Annotated in this window: 14 protein-coding genes and 1 pseudogene; 8 read left to right on the top strand and 7 right to left on the bottom strand. The window is 55.2% G+C overall.

Annotated elements, in window-relative coordinates; genetic code table 11:
* Window positions 1-807 carry a shikimate dehydrogenase family protein gene (locus tag NCR40_RS21510; protein WP_250510587.1) on the top strand — a complete coding sequence of 269 codons (807 nt, stop codon included), beginning with the start codon at window positions 1-3 and terminating at the stop codon, window positions 805-807.
* 57 nt (window positions 808-864) lie between these two features.
* Window positions 865-1,680 (top strand): IclR family transcriptional regulator, encoded by an 816-nt coding sequence (locus NCR40_RS21505; protein ID WP_250469892.1) that lies wholly within the window; start codon window positions 865-867, stop codon window positions 1,678-1,680.
* Window positions 1,681-1,735: 55 nt separating this feature from the next.
* Here NCR40_RS21505 and NCR40_RS21500 read toward each other — a convergent pair whose 3' ends face one another.
* The 3 genes and pseudogenes from NCR40_RS21500 to NCR40_RS21490 all read right to left on the bottom strand — a co-directional run bounded on the left by NCR40_RS21500 (window position 1,736) and on the right by NCR40_RS21490 (window position 3,868).
* A complete protein-coding gene (locus tag NCR40_RS21500; RefSeq protein ID WP_250495277.1) occupies window positions 1,736-2,122 on the bottom strand; it encodes a hypothetical protein in 387 nt (128 codons plus the stop codon).
* A 675-nt stretch (window positions 2,123-2,797) separates the two neighbouring features.
* A pseudogene (locus NCR40_RS21495) lies at window positions 2,798-2,923 on the bottom strand (IS3 family transposase); the annotation flags it as partial.
* 63 nt (window positions 2,924-2,986) lie between these two features.
* Window positions 2,987-3,868: an ATP-grasp fold amidoligase family protein gene (locus tag NCR40_RS21490; protein ID WP_250510586.1), complete on the bottom strand. Its 882-nt coding sequence runs from the start codon at window positions 3,866-3,868 to the stop codon at window positions 2,987-2,989.
* A gap of 426 nt (window positions 3,869-4,294) precedes the next feature.
* Here NCR40_RS21490 and NCR40_RS21485 point away from each other — a divergent pair, with 426 nt between their 5' ends.
* Window positions 4,295-5,473 (top strand): glycosyltransferase family 4 protein, encoded by a 1,179-nt coding sequence (locus NCR40_RS21485; RefSeq protein WP_250510585.1) that lies wholly within the window; start codon window positions 4,295-4,297, stop codon window positions 5,471-5,473.
* Between the two features lie 68 nt (window positions 5,474-5,541).
* Here the strand turns inward: NCR40_RS21485 and NCR40_RS21480 are convergent, their stop codons facing one another.
* The 3 genes from NCR40_RS21480 to NCR40_RS21470 form a co-directional block, all read right to left on the bottom strand.
* Window positions 5,542-6,915: a UDP-glucose dehydrogenase family protein gene (locus tag NCR40_RS21480; RefSeq protein WP_250510584.1), complete on the bottom strand. Its 1,374-nt coding sequence runs from the start codon at window positions 6,913-6,915 to the stop codon at window positions 5,542-5,544.
* Between the two features lie 65 nt (window positions 6,916-6,980).
* Entirely contained in the window at window positions 6,981-7,313 is a 333-nt protein-coding gene (locus NCR40_RS21475; RefSeq protein WP_250510583.1) for a hypothetical protein, read from the bottom strand.
* A 73-nt stretch (window positions 7,314-7,386) separates the two neighbouring features.
* The gene (locus tag NCR40_RS21470) at window positions 7,387-8,112 is read right to left on the bottom strand and encodes a Crp/Fnr family transcriptional regulator (protein ID WP_244831387.1); all 726 of its coding nucleotides are present in this window, start codon (window positions 8,110-8,112) and stop codon (window positions 7,387-7,389) included.
* Between the two features lie 1,527 nt (window positions 8,113-9,639).
* Here NCR40_RS21470 and NCR40_RS21465 point away from each other — a divergent pair.
* A complete protein-coding gene (locus tag NCR40_RS21465; protein WP_250468028.1) occupies window positions 9,640-10,755 on the top strand; it encodes a glycosyltransferase family 4 protein in 1,116 nt (371 codons plus the stop codon).
* 75 nt (window positions 10,756-10,830) lie between these two features.
* Window positions 10,831-12,048 (top strand): glycosyltransferase family 4 protein, encoded by a 1,218-nt coding sequence (locus NCR40_RS21460; RefSeq protein WP_250468027.1) that lies wholly within the window; start codon window positions 10,831-10,833, stop codon window positions 12,046-12,048.
* Window positions 12,049-12,095: 47 nt separating this feature from the next.
* Here the strand turns inward: NCR40_RS21460 and NCR40_RS21455 are convergent, their stop codons facing one another.
* Window positions 12,096-13,355, bottom strand: coding sequence for an oligosaccharide flippase family protein (locus tag NCR40_RS21455; RefSeq protein WP_250468026.1), 1,260 nt, complete (start codon window positions 13,353-13,355; stop codon window positions 12,096-12,098).
* 522 nt (window positions 13,356-13,877) lie between these two features.
* Here NCR40_RS21455 and NCR40_RS21450 point away from each other — a divergent pair.
* The 3 genes from NCR40_RS21450 to NCR40_RS21440 all read left to right on the top strand — a co-directional run bounded on the left by NCR40_RS21450 (window position 13,878) and on the right by NCR40_RS21440 (window position 19,726).
* Complete coding sequence (locus NCR40_RS21450) at window positions 13,878-15,377, top strand: tyrosinase family protein (RefSeq protein ID WP_250468025.1); 1,500 nt, start codon at window positions 13,878-13,880, stop codon at window positions 15,375-15,377.
* 477 nt (window positions 15,378-15,854) lie between these two features.
* Window positions 15,855-18,164: a polysaccharide biosynthesis tyrosine autokinase gene (locus tag NCR40_RS21445; protein WP_250468024.1), complete on the top strand. Its 2,310-nt coding sequence runs from the start codon at window positions 15,855-15,857 to the stop codon at window positions 18,162-18,164.
* A gap of 116 nt (window positions 18,165-18,280) precedes the next feature.
* Window positions 18,281-19,726 (top strand): hypothetical protein, encoded by a 1,446-nt coding sequence (locus NCR40_RS21440; protein ID WP_250510582.1) that lies wholly within the window; start codon window positions 18,281-18,283, stop codon window positions 19,724-19,726.
* The last annotated feature ends 57 nt before the right edge of the window (window positions 19,727-19,783 follow it).

Here is a 19,783-nt window from a genome sequence, read left to right as displayed (position 1 = left end):
ATGGCGGACAGCATTCAGATCTCAGGTGCAACGCGTGTCTATGGCATCGTAGGCGATCCTGTCGTGCAGGTTCGATCTCCGGCGGTCTATACTGCGCGCTTCGCGCAGGAAGGTGTCGATGCCGTGCTCGTCCCTCTGCACGTCCATGCAGATCGCTTCGACGACGCGTTCCCCGCGCTGCTGGAGATTTCGAACCTCGACGGCTTGCTCATCACCGCACCGTTCAAGAAGCTTGCTTGCGCGTTTGCCCGACAACTCGGCGTGGCCGCGAAGACAGTCGGCGCGGTGAATGCGCTGCGGCGCGAGGCCGACGGTTCGTGGACCGGCGACATGTTCGACGGCGCCGGTTTCGTACGCGGCATCGAGGCGCGGGGCTTGAGCGTCTCCGGCAGGCGCACACTGTTGTTCGGGGCGGGAGGCGCGGGCAGCGCGATTGCCGCGGCGCTTGCCGAAGCCGGCGTCGCTTCAATCTCCATTCTGGATATCGATGCCGAGCGCGCGGTTATCGTGGCAAGAAATTTGAGCGAAGCGTTTCCGCATACGCGAGCTGCTGGCGTATCGGACGCGCGCGGCGAGTTCGACCTGATCGTCAACGCATCGCCGGTTGGCATGTCCGCGGGCGACGGCTTGCCCGGCAACCTCGGCCCGCTGAAGAAAGACGTGCTCGTGGGCGATGTGGTTTTATCGGAAGAGCCGACGGCGCTCATCGCCCATGCGCAGCGATTCGGCTGTGCATGGGTCAACGGAAAGGACATGCATACCGGTCAGATCGAATCCATCACTTCGTTTTTTCTGACCGATAGATAGCATGTGTCGTCAGTGGCGCACGCGGCGAAATTTCAACCTCAACACGTCTGGATCGCTATGTCGCATGTTCCCGCTGAACGGTGTCTGGAAATCATCGCGCTCCTTGCCGAGGGCGCGAACACCTTGCCCCTCGGGGAAATCGCCGAGCGCCTGTCATTGCCGAAGAGCGGGGCACACCGGCTGCTCTCGACGCTCGTCGATCTTGGCTGGGTTGCCAAGGAGCCCGACACCGGCTTCTATCGGCTGACCATGCGCCTTGCGGTCATGGGGCAGCGGTTTTACGCGGCCACCGGCATTCCGAACATCTGTCAGCCGGTACTCGACAGGCTTGCGCACGAGACGCGAGAGTTCGTGCGTCTAGCCGTTGCGGACGGCGACACCCTCGTCTGGCTCGCGCAGGCGCAGGGCGCGACGGCAGGTCTCATCTACCAGCCACCCAGTTCCGCGACTGGGAGAGTCACGGTCTACTCGACGGCAACCGGCAAGGCATGGCTCGCTTCGATGCCTCGTGACCGGGCGATTCAAATCGTGGCCAGCATGGGCTTCGGAGAAGCCGACCGGCAAGGGCCCAATGTCGTGCGGTCTATCGAGGACCTTTTGAAGGAACTCGCGCTTACGGAAAAGCGTGGCTATGCGGTTGCGGTCAGCGAGGCCGAGCCTGGTGTTTCGGCTGTTGCCGTGCCGATAAGGGTGAACGGTCTTGGAACCGCGCTCGGCACGGTCAGTGTTGCGGGTCCAAGTGTTCGCATGACGACCGAGCAGATCGAGGAAATCGCCCCGAAGTTGCAGAGCACGGCGTCCGAACTCGCGGAACTGTGGCCGCTGAGACCAAGCGGGACCGCGCTGCGTGAGCGAACGACGATGGTGGCTTGAGAGGTCGGTGGGCGACTGTGGAAATCGGATGCATCGAAGAAGAATTTCACGCAGGCTATGTGACATACAAAGGATGGCGGAGAACGTAATCAGGGGATGAACGTTCGCCGATCTTGTGTTCTTCGACGATAAAACCTAAGGCCATCAAAAGGGGCGGGAGAAATACACAGGTGATTTCACCTTGTATGTAAGCCCAATGTGCGAGATAGCTTCCTTCGTCGCTAAAAATATTTCTGCACGAGGCGCACCTGGTAAAGCCGCCTTTGTATGGCAGGGCTTTGCGAATCGCCTCTTGTATCATGTCCAGTCTTTCTATCGACGCGCGCAAATCCTGCTCGGCCAGCCTGCGTTTATCGTCATCATGGGCCTGATCCAACGCGCACCATGCTAAAGACACGGTGATAAGGGCATAAGATTCTTGCTTGCGGAGGCCTGCAGCCATCTCATGGGGTCCCGGTCCACTTCGCTTCGTCAGCGAGCGTAGCGCACGAATGGCTTCGTGCTGGCGTCCAGGCGTCTCGATAGTTGTTTGTCTTATGTTACAGGAGTTTAAGTGGCCGTTTATGGGGTAGCTGGGCGGAGTTTGTAGGAAGGCTCGGGATTAGGACTTCGTGTAATTTTCGTTTCGACGTCCGGCTTGGATTTTGCGGTTCGTGTCAGGTGCGGGAAGGCCTTTAGCAAATGGTGACGGGGATCGTTTTGAGCGCTGTAGCTGGTCGCGTCGGTAACTGGTCGAACTCGTAGCCGTGCGGGAACTTCGTAGGTTCAGGGAAAGTAAGTGTGGATTGGAAGTGTTGCGTCATTTGTGGTCGGCGCGGTTGTATTAGACATAATATAATTTATCGATCATCTTACTGTGTCAGAGCTTTTTAGATGGAATGGTCGCCTCCTGCCTTAACTGTTCATCCGTCGCCCGAGCTCCATTGACGAGAGCGTGCCACATTGCTGGTTCGGCACGTCCGCCGCAAAGGAGAATCAGATGGAAAGATCGGGAAGTCCAAAAACCGGACTTCACTAATGAGCCAGACACCCGACGTTTCAAAATAGCCTCGACATTTGTTGTAGTGGCTAAGCCGTAATGTCCGCTTTGGGGATGCGGCGGAATTCTTGGACTGCCTTATATCGTCAGCCCGAGGCTCGCCCGGTATTCAATCGGACTGAGTGCGTCAAGCGAGATCTTGATCCGCTTCTCGTTGTACCAGCGAATGTACGAGTCAACGGCCTCAATGAATTGATCGGTGCTGCGGCACAAGCAGGCGGCGCATAGCCTTCGCCCGACGTCCGGGCAAAGGCATAAGCGACCGATCTAACCAACCCCCTTAACCTCCATCAACCTCCCCCACTCATAATCGACGATATCCGGATGCATGGGAAACACGCCTGCACCCGGCGTGAAGGTCAACTCGCCGAAGAGGATTCGATCGTCCGGAGCGTAAAGATCTACGCGTACATATTCGAAGCCTTCCGCAAGGCTAACGGCGACCGAGATCAACTCGTCAAAGCACTGCGGTCGCGGCGCCGCGACCTCACTACGCGGATAGTGGCCGATCGCAATATCGAGCCGGTTCCAGTTCCCGTCATACATGTCGCCACGTGGATGCTCGCCAAACCGATCCGAAATGAGCGCAATGTAAATCGTGGGCTGGCTGTCTCTTCCGTTAAAAAAGCAATGGATCTTGATGTCAGCAGGAACGGCACCGCTGGAATCGAGTAAAAGCTCTTCGAAGAAAATGCGCGGCTTGATGGTCCGATAGTGACGCTCCCGCGCTATGCGATAGAAGTCGGTGATCAGCCATTCGCGCGCAAGCGCGTCGAGCTCCTCGAAGGACGTCTCGGCCTTGTCGCGAACGAGCTTGACGAATCCACTACCGTGATTCGCCTTCATCACAAAGCTTATCGGCAGAGAATCGAACTCCTCGCGGGTGAACCTCTCTGGTGTGGCGATTATCTCGGTCAGATATTGCTTACCGACCTTGCGCTGAACGTAGTCGCGCACGTTGAGCTTGTCCGCAAGGTCCGCATACCGGGGGTCCGGAAAAAGACACCGGTAAAGAATCTTCTCGTTGAACGTCTCGGGAGCGCGCACGTTGGGAAAACGTCCTACCTTGTGACGATGGTAGAGCATGAGATACGCGGTATCAGGGAGCCACCCCTTTGCACCGTTGAACAGTCTCCTCGGAAGCGACATCCCTCTCTCCTTAAGAATTTCTATGTAGCGCTTGCTGTGATCCATCCATTCGAGCCCACAAGTCACTGCGTCACCTTACTCGGTGACCTCGTCTTGTGAATGCACGATCATGCAAGGAAGAACTCTCGAAACTTTCGATTGGTTGACCACAGTATGAACAGCTCGAATGCTCGACGTTGTGCGCTAACCAACAGACGTACGATCTGCGTTTTTAAGCACGACGTCCGGTCATTCTTTACTGGAAACGATATACGCAGCAGGGCAAAACGCCCGAAACAATTTCACCTATTTTGAGGATTCCCTTGCAATTCGTTGGCGGCCATCGAAGTGTTAGGTACACCACAAAAATTGGGATTTCTACCTAGGACCATAAGGCCTTAAGCCTAAGAAAGTCTCCTCATTCGTTTCTCTAAACGAGGGAAAACCGTGAAAATTGCGATTGTCCATGATTGGCTCGTGGTGTCTGGAGGCGCGGAAAAAGTTCTGCAGCAAATTATCGAGTGCTTTCCAGGCGCCGAGATTTACACCATCGTTGACTTTCTTAAAGACCGCGCCTGCGTCAAGGATTGCAAAGTACACCCGTCCTTCATTCAAAAAATGCCCTTTGCAAAAAAGCGCTACAGGTCTTATCTGGCGCTAATGCCTATAGCAATCGAGCAGCTCGATCTTTCAAGCTACGATCTCATCATTTCCAGCTCTTACGCGGTTGCCAAGGGAGTAATTACCGGGCCGGATCAGCTTCATGTCAGCTATGTTCACTCGCCGGTTCGCTATGCCTGGGACTTACAGCATCAATATCTCAACGAAGCGGGCCTGACCAAGGGGTTGAAGTCGGTCATGGCGCGGCTTTTGCTGCACTATATTCGCGTATGGGACGCACGCTCAACCAACGGCGTGGATTATCTGATCGCCAATTCGCACTTCATCGCGCGCCGTATCAGGAAGGCATACCAACGTGACTCGACTGTGATTTATCCTCCGGTCGATGTGCGTTCACTTCCCATGCGAACGCAGAAAGACGACTTCTATTTGACCGCATCGCGACTTGTACCGTACAAGCGCATCGACCTTATCGTAAAGGCGTTTTCCCGCACGCCGGAGCGGCGTCTTGTCGTGATCGGGGACGGTCCTGACATGCAAAAGATTCGTGCGTCCGCAGGTCCGAACGTCCAGATCCTCGGCTATCAGTCATTCGAAGTCTTGCGTGACCACATGCAGCGCGCGCGCGCTTTCGTGTATGCGGCCGAGGAGGACTTCGGCATATCGATCATAGAAGCCCAAGCATGCGGCACGCCGGTCGTCACGTTCGGCAAAGGCGGCGCACTGGAGACGGTGATCGGCCTGCCACGCGAACGCCCCACAGGCCTCTTCTTCAAGGAGCCAACGTGTGAGTCGCTTATCGATGCCATCGAGCGCTTTGAGCGCAACGCGCATCTGTTCGATCCGCGCGCATGCCGCGAGAATGCCGAAAGATTTTCGACCGAAAAATTCAAGGCGTCGTTCTCGGCGTTCATCGAAGTCAGGCTTGCTCGTTTCCGTGCCGAAAAAGAAGTGGCTCCTGTACCAAGTCGAAGCAATGTAGCGGTGACCGAGTCGCAAGTGTGACCGAACACCTCGGATGCGAAAAAAGGCGTTGCGAGTAATCAACCCGCAACGCCTTTATCTTTTAGCGATTACTTCGGCTCAACCGTGGGCCGACCGATGGCCTCGTAGACAAAGCCCAGCTCCGCCATATTCTCGGGATCGAACAAGTTGCGCCCATCGAAGATTAACGGCTTCTTCAAACCAGCATGCAGCGCTGCGATATCGGGGCTCTTGAACGCTTTCCATTCGGTGACGATTACAAGCGCGTCGGCGTCCTTCACTCCTTCATACTGGTTGCTACAAAATTTAAGCCTTGCGCCGTACGAAGGGTCGTCTGCCAAGTCAAGCGCGAAAACCCGTTGCGCCTCATCCGAAGAAACTGGATCGTATGCACGAACAGTCGCGCCTCGCTTGAGCAATTCGGCAATCAACCTGCGGCTCGGTGCTTCGCGCATGTCGTCGGTGTTCGGCTTGAAGGCCAGCCCCCAAACCGCAAGTGTTTTCCCCGTCAGGTCCTCACCAAGCCGCGCGCAGACCTTGCTGACAAGCACGTCCTTTTGCGCATGATTCACCGACTCCACCGAGTTCAGTATCTGCAGATCGCGGCCGTACTCATGCGCTGTTTGAATCAATGCACGCACATCCTTAGGGAAACACGAGCCACCGTAGCCGCAACCCGCATAAAGAAAATCGTAGCCGATGCGCGGGTCCGATCCTATGCCACGCCGCACTGCCTCGATGTCCGCGCCCACCATATCGGCGAGATTCGCCAACTCGTTCATGAACGAGATACGCGTCGCAAGCATTGCATTAGCAGCGTACTTCGTGAATTCGGCGGAGCGCACATCCATATACATCGTACGTTCGTGGTTCCGATTGAATGGCGCATAAAGACGCGTAAGCATGGCGCGCGCGCGTTCGCCCGAGGTATCGGACGCGCAGCCAAGTACGATCCGGTCCGGGCGCATGAAGTCGACAACGGCTGCGCCTTCCTTCAGAAACTCAGGATTAGACACGACCGAGAATTGATGATTTACGCCCCTGGCATCAAGCGCTTTTCGCACGGTGTCGGCGACTCTATCTGCTGTGCCGACCGGAACGGTCGACTTGTCGACGATCGTCTTGAAACCTTGCGCGTACTTGCCAATCTGCTCGGCAGCCGCTAATACGTATTGAAGGTCTGCGGAACCATCTTCATCAGGTGGCGTACCTACGCAAATGAACTGTACGTCTCCGTGCTCTACCGCCTTGGCGACGCTCGTCGTGAAGCTGATTCGTCCTGCCTTCACGTTGCCCTGAATCAGCTCCTTGAGTCCTGGCTCGTGAATGGGAATGCCGCCCCGGTTAAGCAAATCAATTTTTTCTTGGTCGACATCCATGCAAAGAACGCTGTTGCCCACTTCGGCCAGGCATGCGCCTGTAACAAGGCCAACATAGCCCGTACCAACGACGGTTACTTTCATAAGCCCGCTCACAATAGAAAAGTTAAAAGGGACCGTCTAAGCGGCGCGACGGTCAAAAGGCCTTACTAACCACTTCTTGAGACGTCGAGCATGAAATCGACGGTATGCTGGCTAAAGCGACCAATGAGCATGAGCCGACGCTGTGCTTCTTGACCGCCGTATGTTTTTGTTGCAACGATGATTACGGCCAGGCCGCTAGGCGGCTTTGCCTCATCGGCTGGAACACCACGCGTTTCGAAGTCGTCCGGCAATTCGACTCTCGTTGGCCACGCCCTCGCGAGTATCACGCGCTTTATTACCGATCCTGCCTCGTTCCGTATCTCGACCGGCACGGTTAGATCGTTGTCGGCGGTGTCCGTCGATGACGCAGCAAGATTGAGAATGAGCACACGGGCCATCACAGCATCTCCTGTTCGGTGTCTGAAGCTCGTTGATGCACCTGCTCTTTTGCAAGCGACAAGCTCATTCTCTTTACGGGGTCGTGATCGTCGCCGGTAGCAAGCGATTGAACTCCGCCTTGATAAGACCGTAGCATTCGCAAGCACGCGCTTCGAGCGCCTTGCGATCAAGAACGCGAATGCAGCCGCGCGTCTGATACACGACGCCGTGCGAGTGCAATCTTCCGACTGCTTCGGTGACGCCTTCGCGACGCACCCCCAGCAAGTCGGCGATGTGCTGCTGCGTGACGCGCAATTGATTCGATGAAGCCCGGTCGAGCCCGACCAGAAGCCATCGACAGAGTTGACTGCTTAGCGAGTGATACCGATTGCATGCCGCGTTCTGCGCGATCTGCGTGAAGAACGCATGGATATAAAGCATGGAAAGGCGATCAAGGAGCCGCGAGCGCTGCAAGTGTTCTCGCAGCAGATGCGCGTCCATGCGGTACGCGGTGCCGCTGCATTCCACTGTGACCATCGTGGGCATGGTGTCACCTTCCGTTAAAACGGGCACGCCAACCATGCCTTCACGCCCTACCGTTGCAATCTCGACCGAGCAATTGCCGTCCAACGCATGTGACAGCGAGATGACCGCGGACGCCGGAAAGTACACATGAAGAAACGAGTCATGTGCATTGCAAAGCACCTGTCCCGCTCGCAACTCGATGATCTCGAGATCGGGTGCGAGCGCCTGCCATTCTTCCAGTGGCAACGCTCGCAACAAATGATTTCCGTGCAGATCCGATTGAAGATTCAGCATAAACTCGCTCTCGTTTTTTTGGGGCGCGTAACAACACGCGCTCTAGAAGGTGAATCAGCTATTCGTTCGAATCTCGTAGCTTTCCGCTAGCGGGCACGGTGGAGGGGTTTGCACCCATCGGATGACGATTCTTCCGGTCTTGGCGGAATTTCGACAACCTTTCCGATCGCTGCTCCAACTTGCTGAAAAGCGACATGAGAACGACCAAAAAAACAAATGTGCACAACACCCAGACAACTGAAGCCGCACGAGCGATGAGAGCGAAGAATGCGCGCGCTCGGTCGATGATCCACATAGACGACTCCGTGAACGAAGGTTCGTAGTCCAAATCCCTTCAAGTCGAGATTGGCCAACCGCGTGCCTCTGTAGGGAGACCGTCGGCATCTCGTACTGGCGGGACGGCGGACACACGGTGGAGCGTTCGCACCGACGCGTTGTCCAATAGGGCTGTTGACTTTCCGCATGATCGTCCTTAGACGAGCGGCGCCCTACTTTGCTCTAAAGATGTTGTCGAATGCTGCGTATCAGTCGAATGCACCTCCAGAGAACAGGTCCTAGGCCTACTAACTATCGTAGATTGCTTACGAGGTTCAATGTGGTCTAGGGCACTAAAGTCCAAAGCGCTCGAAATTTCAATGCTCACATTCCATCAAAACGAAAAAAGTCTTGTTCAACCAATGAGGAGTACGATAAAACGCGTGCCAGCTGCAAAGTGCTTTATGCGATCAAGTACTCAGGTATTAGGTGCCCAGTTAGCTAGCGGAAATCGGGTCTGCTTACCACAAAAAACAACAAATACGCTATGCCGCATTCATCAGACTAATTGGCCGACGTGCTTGATCGAGCTGCATGCTTTCTGTCTGATGAGTTTCGCGCAAACCTTTGCGCGAAAACGTTAGTTGGGACCACCAATTTTAAGATGTCAAGCACATGTAAGGATGAAGCCGATTTTATCAGGGGATTTCGCCAAGCGTAAAGGTAAAGCGCGGAGTCATTAAAGAGTGAACGTACGATCTAAAAAGCGGCAACGTTTTTCAATTTTGAAACAAAACGATTCTTAGTGCTTGCTTTTTTGTATGGCATGTACGTCAGTGTTTTCCCGCACAGAGCCAAATATAGCGGCAAGAAAAACTTCCTGTGTGTCTTCATCACACCAATGCGCGTGCACCACTGACGCCGACTGCACGTGTCGCTGGGCTGGGCTCCTCCATCTCGGACTATTTTGTCCGGGACTCGCCTTCCTTGTCGTTGAGCAATGGTTATCTTCCTCGGAGAGCTTTCCATGAAAGCAGTGCAATTTGCGCTGGAGCGAATTAGGAAGTCGATTAACACCGCTGATGCCTTGAACCTGCGGTCATCCGCCGTTCTCGTGTCGGACTTACGGCTTCTAATTGAAGTAGCTGAGACGGCCGAATTGGAACGTCTGACAAATGCAAGTTCACAAATTCCCGTGGCCGAACGATAAGCCTTCGTACCACGTCGTAGCCGGTACGCACCGGAATAATTCGCAGTATTGACGGGGGGTCCATGGGGTTTACCATTAATGGCAAATTTGCATCTCAACGCATCACAGGCGTGCAACGCGTTGCATTTGAATTGACGCGGGCGTTGCAGGCGCAGGCTTCGACTCCGAACGATCTGCCGCTCGTGGTGCCACCCGACGCCAAAGACCTTGGACTAGCCAGCCGCAAATGGCGTTTGCCGCGGTTGCTCAAGGGAAACCTGTGGGAGCAAGTCGTTTTACCGCTCGAATCGGCACAGGACACACTGATCAGCTTGTGCAATACCGGGCCGTTGCTTAAACGTCGCCAACTGGTGATGATTCACGATATGGCGGTTTACGACGTCCCTCAAGCATTCTCGAAAAAGTTTTCTTTTTGGTACCGATTCAAGTTCTCAGTTCTCGCTAAGCAGACCCGACTGATTCTCACCGTATCGGACTTCTCGAAACGGCGCATTTGCCACCATCTAGGCTTAGCGGAATCGCATGTCGAGGTTATTCGTCCCGGCGCGGATCACATGGATCGCATAGAGCCTGATCCGGCTATTCTCACTCATCTATCGCTTGAGAAAGGGAAATTCTGCGTTCTAGTCGGGAGCCTGGATCCTCGCAAGAATCTGCAGCGCGTGCTCGATGCTACGAAGCTGCTCGAAAAAAAATCCGATATCAAGTTTGTCGTGGCGGGAGGAGCAAATCCGCGTGTTTTCGCCGCACAGGACGTGCAGGGCGTCGCGCAATCAGATAAGGTGACTTGGGCAGGTTTTGTATCGGACGGCGAATTGAAGGCGCTGTATGGAAGCGCTGCTTGCCTCGTTTTCCCATCTCTGTATGAGGGTTACGGACTTCCGCCGCTAGAGGCCATGCGTTGCGGGTGTCCGGTCATTACGTCTTCGGAAGCTTCGCTTCCCGAGGTCTGTGGCGACGCGGCCATGTACTGTGATCCGCTTTCAGCCGCTGATATTGCTGCGAAGATCGAAGTGATGACCACACAACACGATGTCCGCGAGTGGCATCGTCAACGCGGATACGCGCGAGCCAACCAGTTCAGGTGGGACCGCGCTGCGTATGCGCTTGCGCAAATTCTCTATGGCGAACGCCACGAAAGTGCGCTTTACTTAAAGACGCAACCTACCAAGGATTAAATAAATACCGTAGTATTACAGATGACTTGCGGAACGCTTCCTGGATCAGCGATAACACCAACTACTGCGGATGCCGTGAAAATACTCATCGCGAACACTTTGTATCATCCGGATTCCGTCGGCGGGGCAGAGATATCGACGCGACTCCTTGCAGAGGGTCTCGTCAAGGCCGGAATGGAAGTGTGCGTAGTTTGCGCTACAGGCGCCGGCGTGGATCGGATCAGCAGACTTAACGGCGTAAAGGTCTACCATCTTCGCTCGGTCAATGTTTATTGGCCGCACAAACCGAAGAAGCATTCGTCTGTCGTCAAGCTCATCTGGCACGCCATCGATCTGCACAACGTGATCATGTCGCGGAAGCTCAAAAATATCATTGCGCGGGAAAAGCCCGACATAGTCAACACGAGCAACCTTTCCTGCCTCTCAATTGACATCTGGCGCGTGGCTCGTAATGCCAACGTGCCTATAGTGCATACAGCTCGCGACTACTATCTCATGTGCCCGACGTCCACCATGTTTTCCGGTGCGAAACCTTGTGAGCGTCAATGCGGCATGTGCTCGTTGTATGCGGGACCAAAGCGTGCCGCATCCGCGAGTGTGGACGTGGCCGTCGGCGTAAGCAGATTTGTCTTGCAGAAGCACGTCGATAATGGCTTCTTCCCAAGCGCAATGCGCACCGAGGTCATCAGCAATTGTTATGTTCCGCTGGACGATGCTGTTCCCATTAAGCGCGTTTCAAAGTACGAAAGCGGCCCTGTACGGCTTGGCGTGCTCGGACGCGTTTCGCCGGAAAAAGGACTTGAGGTTTTGTTCGAGCAGCTTCTTGCGGATCATTCGCTCGAATGGACGCTTGCCATCGGTGGTAAGGGCGATGCGGAATATCTGGGGGAGCTGAAAGAGAACTATGCCGACCCGCGCGTCGAATTCCTGGGGCAAGTGAAGCCTGGCGAATTTCTGGAAGCTATCGACATTCTCATCGTGCCATCGAAATGGAATGAGCCCTTTGGACGCGTGACGGTCGAAGCTTACTCACACGGCGTGCCGGTCGTGGCTGCAAACACAGGTGGAATTCCGGAAGTAATCGAGCCGGGCTCCAACCTTCTCTTCGATATGGAGCAGCCGCACACGCTTATAGACAAACTCCGCGATGCCGTGAAGCTCTTGCAGGACACGTCATTGCACGACCGCTTGCGCCAATACGCCGAAGGTTTTAGCGTTGCCGCGATGGTCGATGCCTATATCGACGTCTATCAAACTGCGTTGACTAAGCCTGTTCTCAAGAACGTCGCTTAAAGCAACCCCATCGCACAATCTATCTCGCCGAGGCGGCGCCTGCCGCTTCATTCGGGAACGCCCTGCTTCAAAAAGAACGGAACTCGCTGCATATAGAGCGTTGTCGCCATGGCGATCGCGACGTATGCCTGCACTGTGAGAAGCGCTGTTGCGGCGCCTAGTTCCGCAAAGAAAGTGGATAGAACGGTCAGAAGCGCAACGTTAAGAACCGCCGCGCCCAAAAGCACGCGCCCAAACTGCGACTTCATTCCAAGGGGCAGCATGGTCTGCACGCCAAAAACATCTGCAATACCTGACAGGAACGGCACGAACGCCATGAGACGCAATACGTCGACTGTAGGCTGATAGTGCGGACCGTAAAGCAATTTCACCGCTAATGGCGCGGCTGTAAAGATGGTCAAAGAGATCAACGCAACAACCGTCCCTTGGAACGCTAGCATTTTTCTCAAGAAGGAAAAAGCCGCATCGCGCGAATGATGCATCAGATAGCTGATGCGCGGATAAGCGGCGGTTTTGAGCGGGCTCATGATGCCTATGGCGGCGCGGATCAGCTTATCGCCCGCAGCGAAGTAGCCGGCGGCAACGTTCCCGGAGATAAGGGCTAACAGCACCGTGTTGCTCGACGCGCTGTATTCATTGATGGCTGTCGCGAGGAAGACGCTCCAGCCGTCCTTGAGAGACTTTGCAATCGAATCCAGCGATACGGAAACAAAGTCGAGCTCACGACGAAAGTAAAGGTACGTCATGATGGTCAGACCCGACATCAAAGGTACGAGCGAATTGACGCCCATTGCCCAGTAAATGTCGTCTCGACTGTGCACGAGCAAATACATCGCGGGAACGCTCAGCACGCGACTCGCAAAGACAATGGCGCCCGTGATGCGCAAGTCTTCGATGCCCTGGAAATACCACGTCGGCGTGAGCATCGCGCCAACGGCAAGGCCAAAGCCTAGGAGGAGAAGTTCGCGATCTTGTGCAAGGCGGTCAAACACGAAAGACAGGGTCAGCAAGATGGTAAAGCCGCCAATCGTGACCACACCCTGCGCGCAAAGCGTCGACCAGAAGACTCGAGAGCGCTCTTCGCGATTGGCGCGGTTGACGGAGATTTGCGGCGTAGCAGTTAAGCCAAAGCCGTAGTTCGTCAAGACAATAAAATAATTAATGAAGGCCAGCGCAAACGCGAGGCGCCCGTACCCCTCCGGTGTAAGCACGCGGGTGAGCAGGGGAAGCGTGAGCAGTGGAACCGCGTAGGTCGATACCTGAAGAAGCAACAAAACCGCAAAATTCTTCCGGAACGAAGAAGCCATATATGTACTCGAGCGTGAAGGGTTTCACGTGTCGCATTCCAGTCACGGGCGAGCACACGCGATGAGTGCGGCAAACAGCGACAGACACAGCCGCGCTAAGCAGCGCTCGAAAAATCGCATGAAAGACCATTAAGTCCTTCAAACTATCGCACTGCGTCATTCGCAAAGGTGCGCTTAGCCGGTTAAGAACACAAGTTCGAAAAATTCAAGCCCTACTATGCGGGCTTACGGGCGGGGCTGCAGCGGTATAAATTCGTTCGTGTCGAAAGCTCGGTGAAAACACTTTGTCGTGTGCGAGACCGTACGATCAGAACGGCATCGAATGCAGTAGAACTTCATATCAACACGTCAATTCCTCGGCTACGCGAACGTTCGAAGTCGCCACCCGCCTGAAGCAGGCTGATCGAGCCCTTGGCTCGTCCGATCCGCCCTTGCCTGAACCTCTTCCGACACGAAAAAGCGCACCAAGATCGCGCTTCGACGGACCCGCATTACTTAGGCAAACTACGTTATGGAGCGCTGATGTCGTATCTCAAACTTGACCGTCGCACTTTCCTGGGCGCCTCTGCGTCCGCATTACTTGTGGCTCCCTTTCCACAAAACGCACTGGCTACCACGACATACGTACGCCTCGAATGGGAGCAATTCAAGCTGACGCCACAATATGGATCGTTCATTAACGCTCTGCAGACCATGATGGCAAACAAGACGGCCAGCAGTCCCAATTCCTGGCTGTACTGGGCGAACGTGCATGCTAATTACTGTCCGCATAAGATGCCATATTTTTTGGCTTGGCATCGCGGATATCTTTATTACCTGGAGAAGCAGTTGCGGATCGTGTCCGGTGACAACGCTCTGACGCTGCCGTACTGGGATTGGTTTCACACACCAAGCATCCCACCAGAATTCACCGATTCGGCTAGCGGCAACCCGCTTTTTTGTCCGCGGCTAAACAACAATGTGTACTCGTCGCTGGACCTGTCGCCATTCGCCGCCACGACCGTAAATTTTCAGCGCGGGACCGCTAACTCCTTCGAGGAAAAATTCGAAACCGCGCCTCACAATCCGGTGCACAACCTGATCGGCAACGTCATGGCAACAATGCAATCGCCGCGCGATCCTATTTTTTACCTGCATCATGCAAACGTGGATCGCCTCTGGCATGCATGGGCCTTGCCTGATGGCAGAACCATGCCTGTTCCGACTGCAGCTTACTGGGCAGGCACGTTCACCTATGCAACGGGATTAACCATCAAAAAGTCCGACTGTTATTCGAACCGTCGCACGCTTGGCTACGATTACGCCAACACCAATCGCCCTACCGCGCTTCCGCCGCAGGCAAATGCAGCGCACATTATTCGCGTCCAGGCGCAAATCACACCGCTTCGCTCGCGCCCGGCACTCGTGAGCCTTGCCGCCACACCCGCACGCACGCTTGCCACCGGACGACGCGCAATAGGCGGCGTGAAAGGCTTGGCACTACGAGAAGCATCGGTCAGCGTTCGCGTAACGACGGAAGCGAGTTCGACGCAAGACCTTCAGGATTTACTATCCGCAAAGTCGATTGCCTCGTCCACGGACGCTAAAAGCTCATCGGCAACGCAGGCGCTAGCCGTCCCTGCAAGTCGTTATCGGTCGGTCAAGATTGTCTTCGACGGACTCGCCTTGACGCGCGCAGGCGCTGCTGGCGGATACTTCTATAACGTCTATCTCAACTTGCCAGATAAGGTCGACGCCGAAACCGCCAAATCCACCTATTTTATTGGCACGCTCGGTCCATTCGAGATAGCCGGGGCTGCGCATCACGGCGACGTCGAGCTTGAATTTCCCGCAACCGAGGCGCTTGCCAAGATGGGCGCTGGCGCGACCCGAGAGTATGTCGTTTCCTTAGTGCGCGTGAACGGATCCGAGACGGCAAAAGGCGAGGTCATGACAGTAGGCGAAGTTCGCGTCGAATTAACCAACGACGCGCCGTTTATCGTTCAGCCCGCAGTCTCGCGCAAACCGGGCGATGCCTATTAAATGCTTATGAGGCGTCGTGTTTATCGTTCTATTTTTTTAGATGAAGACGCCTCACTTATCCCTTTTTGGGCCGGTTCAGAACCGCCTGGCATGCGTTTGCCGTATGCGCGCAAATTTTGTCAATGCAACTTGCGCGAAGCGCGCTTCCGTACGTGTGTGAGGAGGACCACATTTCCAAAAAACTCTCCCAAGGTAAATTGGGTTCAGCCTCTTCAAAGGCACGATAGGCGTTAAAGCCTGACTCTGATGTGACATTTAGAGTTCTTTATTTCGAAGGTCACTAATTTGAAAGAAAGATCGTCTAAGACGCGGCGACCAACCAAGGTCAAACGTGTCTTCGTTTGCGCGGTTCCACCGTGCTTAGCCTCGTCTTGCGATTGATCGCCGCTCACGCGTAGCGCGTTTGTGATAGTGCGGCCCGGTTTTAACCGGGCATTCGTAAGCTTTCTATCCTGTTCCACGCTCCGGGAAATACACGTGAAAGACTCCGTCGCCACACATATGCCTGATTTTAGCCACGAGCGCGGCCAGTTATCTGTGCGCGCCATGTTGGCTCTCATGAGAGATCATTACAAGGAAATTCTCCTTGTGGCGCTTGGCGTCACATTGATCGCGGTCGCGTATGCATTTCTCGCCACGCCTCAATATCAAGGCGATGCGGTGGTCAGAGTCGATCCAACGGAGCCCAATGCGCTTGGCATCGCCCTGCAGAATCAGGATGCGCAAGTATTGATGAACCCGTCTCCTGGCGCCGAAATGGCGGTCATGACGAGCCGATCCGTGCTTCAGCCGGTCATCGAAAAATATCGATTCGATGTCGCCGTGATTCCGAAGCAGATCCCTATTATCGGGTCGCTCGCGAATAAATTGGCTACGCCGGGAAGGCCCGCGTCTCCTTGGCTTGGGCTCAGCTCATTCGCGTGGGGTGGCGAGCAACTGCAGGTTGCTTCGTTCGACGTGCCGCATGAACTGGAAGAAGAGAAATTCACTTTGACGGCAGGTGCTGATGGGCATTATCAGCTTTCGGGTCCCTCCGGCGAATTGCTCATTGCGGGCGTCGCTGGCAAGCCGGCCAGCGCCAACGGTGTATCGCTCGATATCAAGAAAATCGTCGCTCGCCCGGGTACCGACTTCACTTTGATCCGCTATAACTCGCGCGATGCCGTAGCGCGTTTCACCGACCTGCTGCAAGTGCAGGACATGGCTAAAGACACGGGCGTCATCGAATTTACATTCCTCGACAGCAACCCTTGGAAAGCGGCTCAAGTGACGAACTCACTTGTCGATCAGTACATTGCCACCGCGGTGGCCGCGAAGCAACGCTCGGACAGCGCCACGTTGGAGTTTATCAATCAGGAATTGCCGAGATTGAAGGCGGATCTCAAGCGCTCGGAACTGGCGCTCAACGAATACCGTTCCAGAGCCAAGGCATTGCAACCGACCGCAGAGTCGCAAGCGTATCTTCAAGGTGGCATCGAACTGCAAAAGCAATATGCAGCTTTGCAGATGGAGAGGACTCAGCTTCTGAATCGCTTCCAGCCGAGCAGCCGCTGGATAGTGAATATCGACGATCAGCTCAACGATCTCAAGCGCGCAATGTCGACGCTGGACACGCGCTTCTCCGAGATGCCGTCCTCCGAGCGCCAGAGCCTCGATCTTGAACGTGACGCCAAAGTTGCCGAAACGATTTACCTTGGGATGGTGCAGAAGTCGGAGCAGCTCTCCGTGCGGCGTGCGAGCTCGACAGGTGGCGCGCATATTGTCGACTACGCCATCACGCCTTTGCATCAGGTCAAACCTAATCGACTTCTCGTGATTGGTGGCGGTGTGTTTGTCGGGCTCATCTTTGGCGTGTTCTCGGTCTTCATCCGCAAGCACGTCATGACTGGCGTCACTGACCCGTCATACATCGAAGAGCTTAGCGTTCCGCTCATCGGTGCCGTCTATTTCAGCCAGCATCAGATGATGTATTCGAAGAGCGCTGCCCAACGGCTCGCCTTGCCTTCCGGCTCATCAAGAATTCCGGGCAAGCGTTCAACTGGCATTGCGGCGCCCTACCGGTCCAAACGTAGAAGCGCTGATCCGTTCCGTGACGATCATCTGGCGTTGCTTGCCGCGCAATACCCGCAAGACCCGGCGGTCGAAGCGATCAGAGAGGTGTGCTCGCCCCTACTCAATGACCTCAGTCATATCCCAAACAAAGTCATCTGTCTGACCGGACCGACACCAGGCGCTGGCAAGAGCTTTATCGCGGCTAATCTCGCGGCAGTGCTTGCGGAGATCGGTCATCGCGTGCTTCTCATCGATGGCGACATGCGTCGTGGACGTCTTGCATCGCTATTCGGTCAAGGCAACGCTGGCGGCCTGCATGAAGTACTGCGCGGCGATCGTGATCTACACTCGGTGGTACGGTCTGTAGGCGTGGATGGCCTTTCATTCATGTCATGCGGATCGCGCGGCGCAAATCCAGCCATGCTCTTGATGAAGACATCGTTCGATGAGGTATTGAGGGACTTGAGACCGCTCTTTGACGTGATCGTCATCGACACGCCGCCGATGCTCGCGGTGGGCGACGCTTCTATCGTTGCAACCAAGGCCGACGCCACTTTACTCGTGCTGCGTTCGGGCTTGCAGAGTGAGAAAGAAATTTCGGAGACGGTCAAGAAGCTTGAGAGATCCGACGCGCGCGTGCTCGGCGCGGTCTTCAACGCTATTCCGATACGCCGTAGCGACAAGAGCTATAGCTACATCATGGCGGACACCGCAGCGGCGGCACAACCGGGCTAAGCAACGAAGCACATCGCGTTTCTTCTTGCAGCGAATGCTAGCCGCCTTAGCGACTAGTATTCGTCGCCGCCTTGCGCGGCTTGCCCGCGGCATTACAGTCTCTTTGCCTGAATACCTTGACTAACGATCCTTCGATCCCAGAAAGCGCATTTTCCAAGCTATTTGAAAAGCGACGCACGCTTTTGCGACTGGCCTGCGTTAGCGCAGCGCCGGCGCTAAGCGTTCACGCGTTGAATTCACAAGCGCAAGGCAATTGTCCAGCCCTTAGCACCGGACCGCGACGCATTACAGACCTCATCGGCTCGAATGGTTTTCCTCAGACGCCTACCGACATCTGTATGTGGCGCGAAATGGGATTGACTTGGGGCCGTGACTCGGTGGGACCTGGTCAGCCGAATTCTTCAAGCGACGCAATGATCGTCTCGAAGACGAGTCCGGGTTTCGACGTGGACTTGTCGAGCTGCATTTTAAGGAACAATCAAAACGGCGTGCATACGCTGCTCTATCTTGGCTATACGCCGAAGTGGAACGCGAGCGTTGACGGCGATTCGAAATCCGCGCCTAAGGACGTGAGCTATTGGCAGAAATATGTCGAAGCGGCCGTTAGCAAGTACAGCGCGCCTCCGTACAACGTGAAGTATTTCCAGATCTGGAATGAAGCGGCCGGGCGCTTGTCGGGGGGATCGCCGCAGGCGACTTTCTGGCACGGATCGGGATATAACAAGGACCGTAAGCTCTCGTCCAGCTATGACAGCGCCATGCAGGACTATGTAGACAAGATCCATCTTCCGGCGGCGGCCATCATTAGGAAGTACAAAGGCTATGTTGTTTATGGCGGCTGGCCCGATCAAGGCGGCGTGGATTCGTACGTGAAGTGGCTCGATTATCGCAGCGGCACTTACCAGACTCGCATGATCGACAATGTCGATTATCTCGACACTCACTACATGAGCGTCAAGGATCTGGACAAGCTTTACTCGCGTTACGTGCAGCCTGGGACGGTTCGAGGCATCTGGCAGACGGAGATCGGCGACCGCTACATGATCGATCCACATTACCTGCCTCAGTATTTTTTTTCGTTCGCGGTATGGGCGCTTAAGCGCGGATGGGACGATCCGAACAAATATGTCTCGATGATTTATCACTGGGACGGCTACGATCCATTCCGACTCACCAAGCGTGGCACGCCACGTACCTATAACGTCCCCGGCCGCACACTGATCGTTCTCTGCTCGACTCTTCGCGGCACGCTTTCGCCCTATACAGGCCAAGTCACGGCAAGCGACGACAAGAGTCCTCAGGCGCTGTACTCGGACAACGATCTGATCGTCCTGGTCGGCTCTTCCCCAGGACAATCGACCGTACAGTTGAGTGATGGTAGCAAGCTTGCAAGCGGCGGATTGGATGCATCGCTGGTAGATGCAGTTACCGGCGCCGTGTCGACGGCTCAGGTCGAAAAGCGTCAGGGCAGTCAGATCAACGTGAGCTTTTCTACGCCTGCCGCACTCGGCACCGGCGAAAAAAAGCATCTCAGCTATCTTGTTCTGCGGCGTAAGGCCTGAGCTCAAGCATTAAATCAAGGGGACTCAGCATGGTCTACATAACGCTGATTGCGTTGT

The sequence above is a fragment of the Caballeronia sp. GACF4 genome, from assembly GCF_023631025.1.
Classification (GTDB): domain Bacteria; phylum Pseudomonadota; class Gammaproteobacteria; order Burkholderiales; family Burkholderiaceae; genus Caballeronia.
This window is presented reverse-complemented; position numbering and strand designations above follow the sequence as displayed.

Excerpts from the sequence above, each read along its gene's own strand:
- NCR40_RS21510 (WP_250510587.1), top strand. The coding sequence starts at position 1 with ATGGCGGACAGCATTCAGATCTCAGGTGCAACGCGTGTCTATGGCATC.
- NCR40_RS21505 (WP_250469892.1), top strand. The coding sequence starts at position 865 with ATGTCGCATGTTCCCGCTGAACGGTGTCTGGAAATCATCGCGCTCCTT.
- NCR40_RS21500 (WP_250495277.1), bottom strand. The coding sequence starts at position 2,122 with ATGGCTGCAGGCCTCCGCAAGCAAGAATCTTATGCCCTTATCACCGTG.
- NCR40_RS21490 (WP_250510586.1), bottom strand. The coding sequence starts at position 3,868 with ATGTCGCTTCCGAGGAGACTGTTCAACGGTGCAAAGGGGTGGCTCCCT.
- NCR40_RS21480 (WP_250510584.1), bottom strand. The coding sequence starts at position 6,915 with ATGAAAGTAACCGTCGTTGGTACGGGCTATGTTGGCCTTGTTACAGGC.
- NCR40_RS21475 (WP_250510583.1), bottom strand. The coding sequence starts at position 7,313 with ATGGCCCGTGTGCTCATTCTCAATCTTGCTGCGTCATCGACGGACACC.
- NCR40_RS21470 (WP_244831387.1), bottom strand. The coding sequence starts at position 8,112 with ATGCTGAATCTTCAATCGGATCTGCACGGAAATCATTTGTTGCGAGCG.
- NCR40_RS21465 (WP_250468028.1), top strand. The coding sequence starts at position 9,640 with ATGGGGTTTACCATTAATGGCAAATTTGCATCTCAACGCATCACAGGC.
- NCR40_RS21455 (WP_250468026.1), bottom strand. The coding sequence starts at position 13,355 with ATGGCTTCTTCGTTCCGGAAGAATTTTGCGGTTTTGTTGCTTCTTCAG.
- NCR40_RS21450 (WP_250468025.1), top strand. The coding sequence starts at position 13,878 with ATGTCGTATCTCAAACTTGACCGTCGCACTTTCCTGGGCGCCTCTGCG.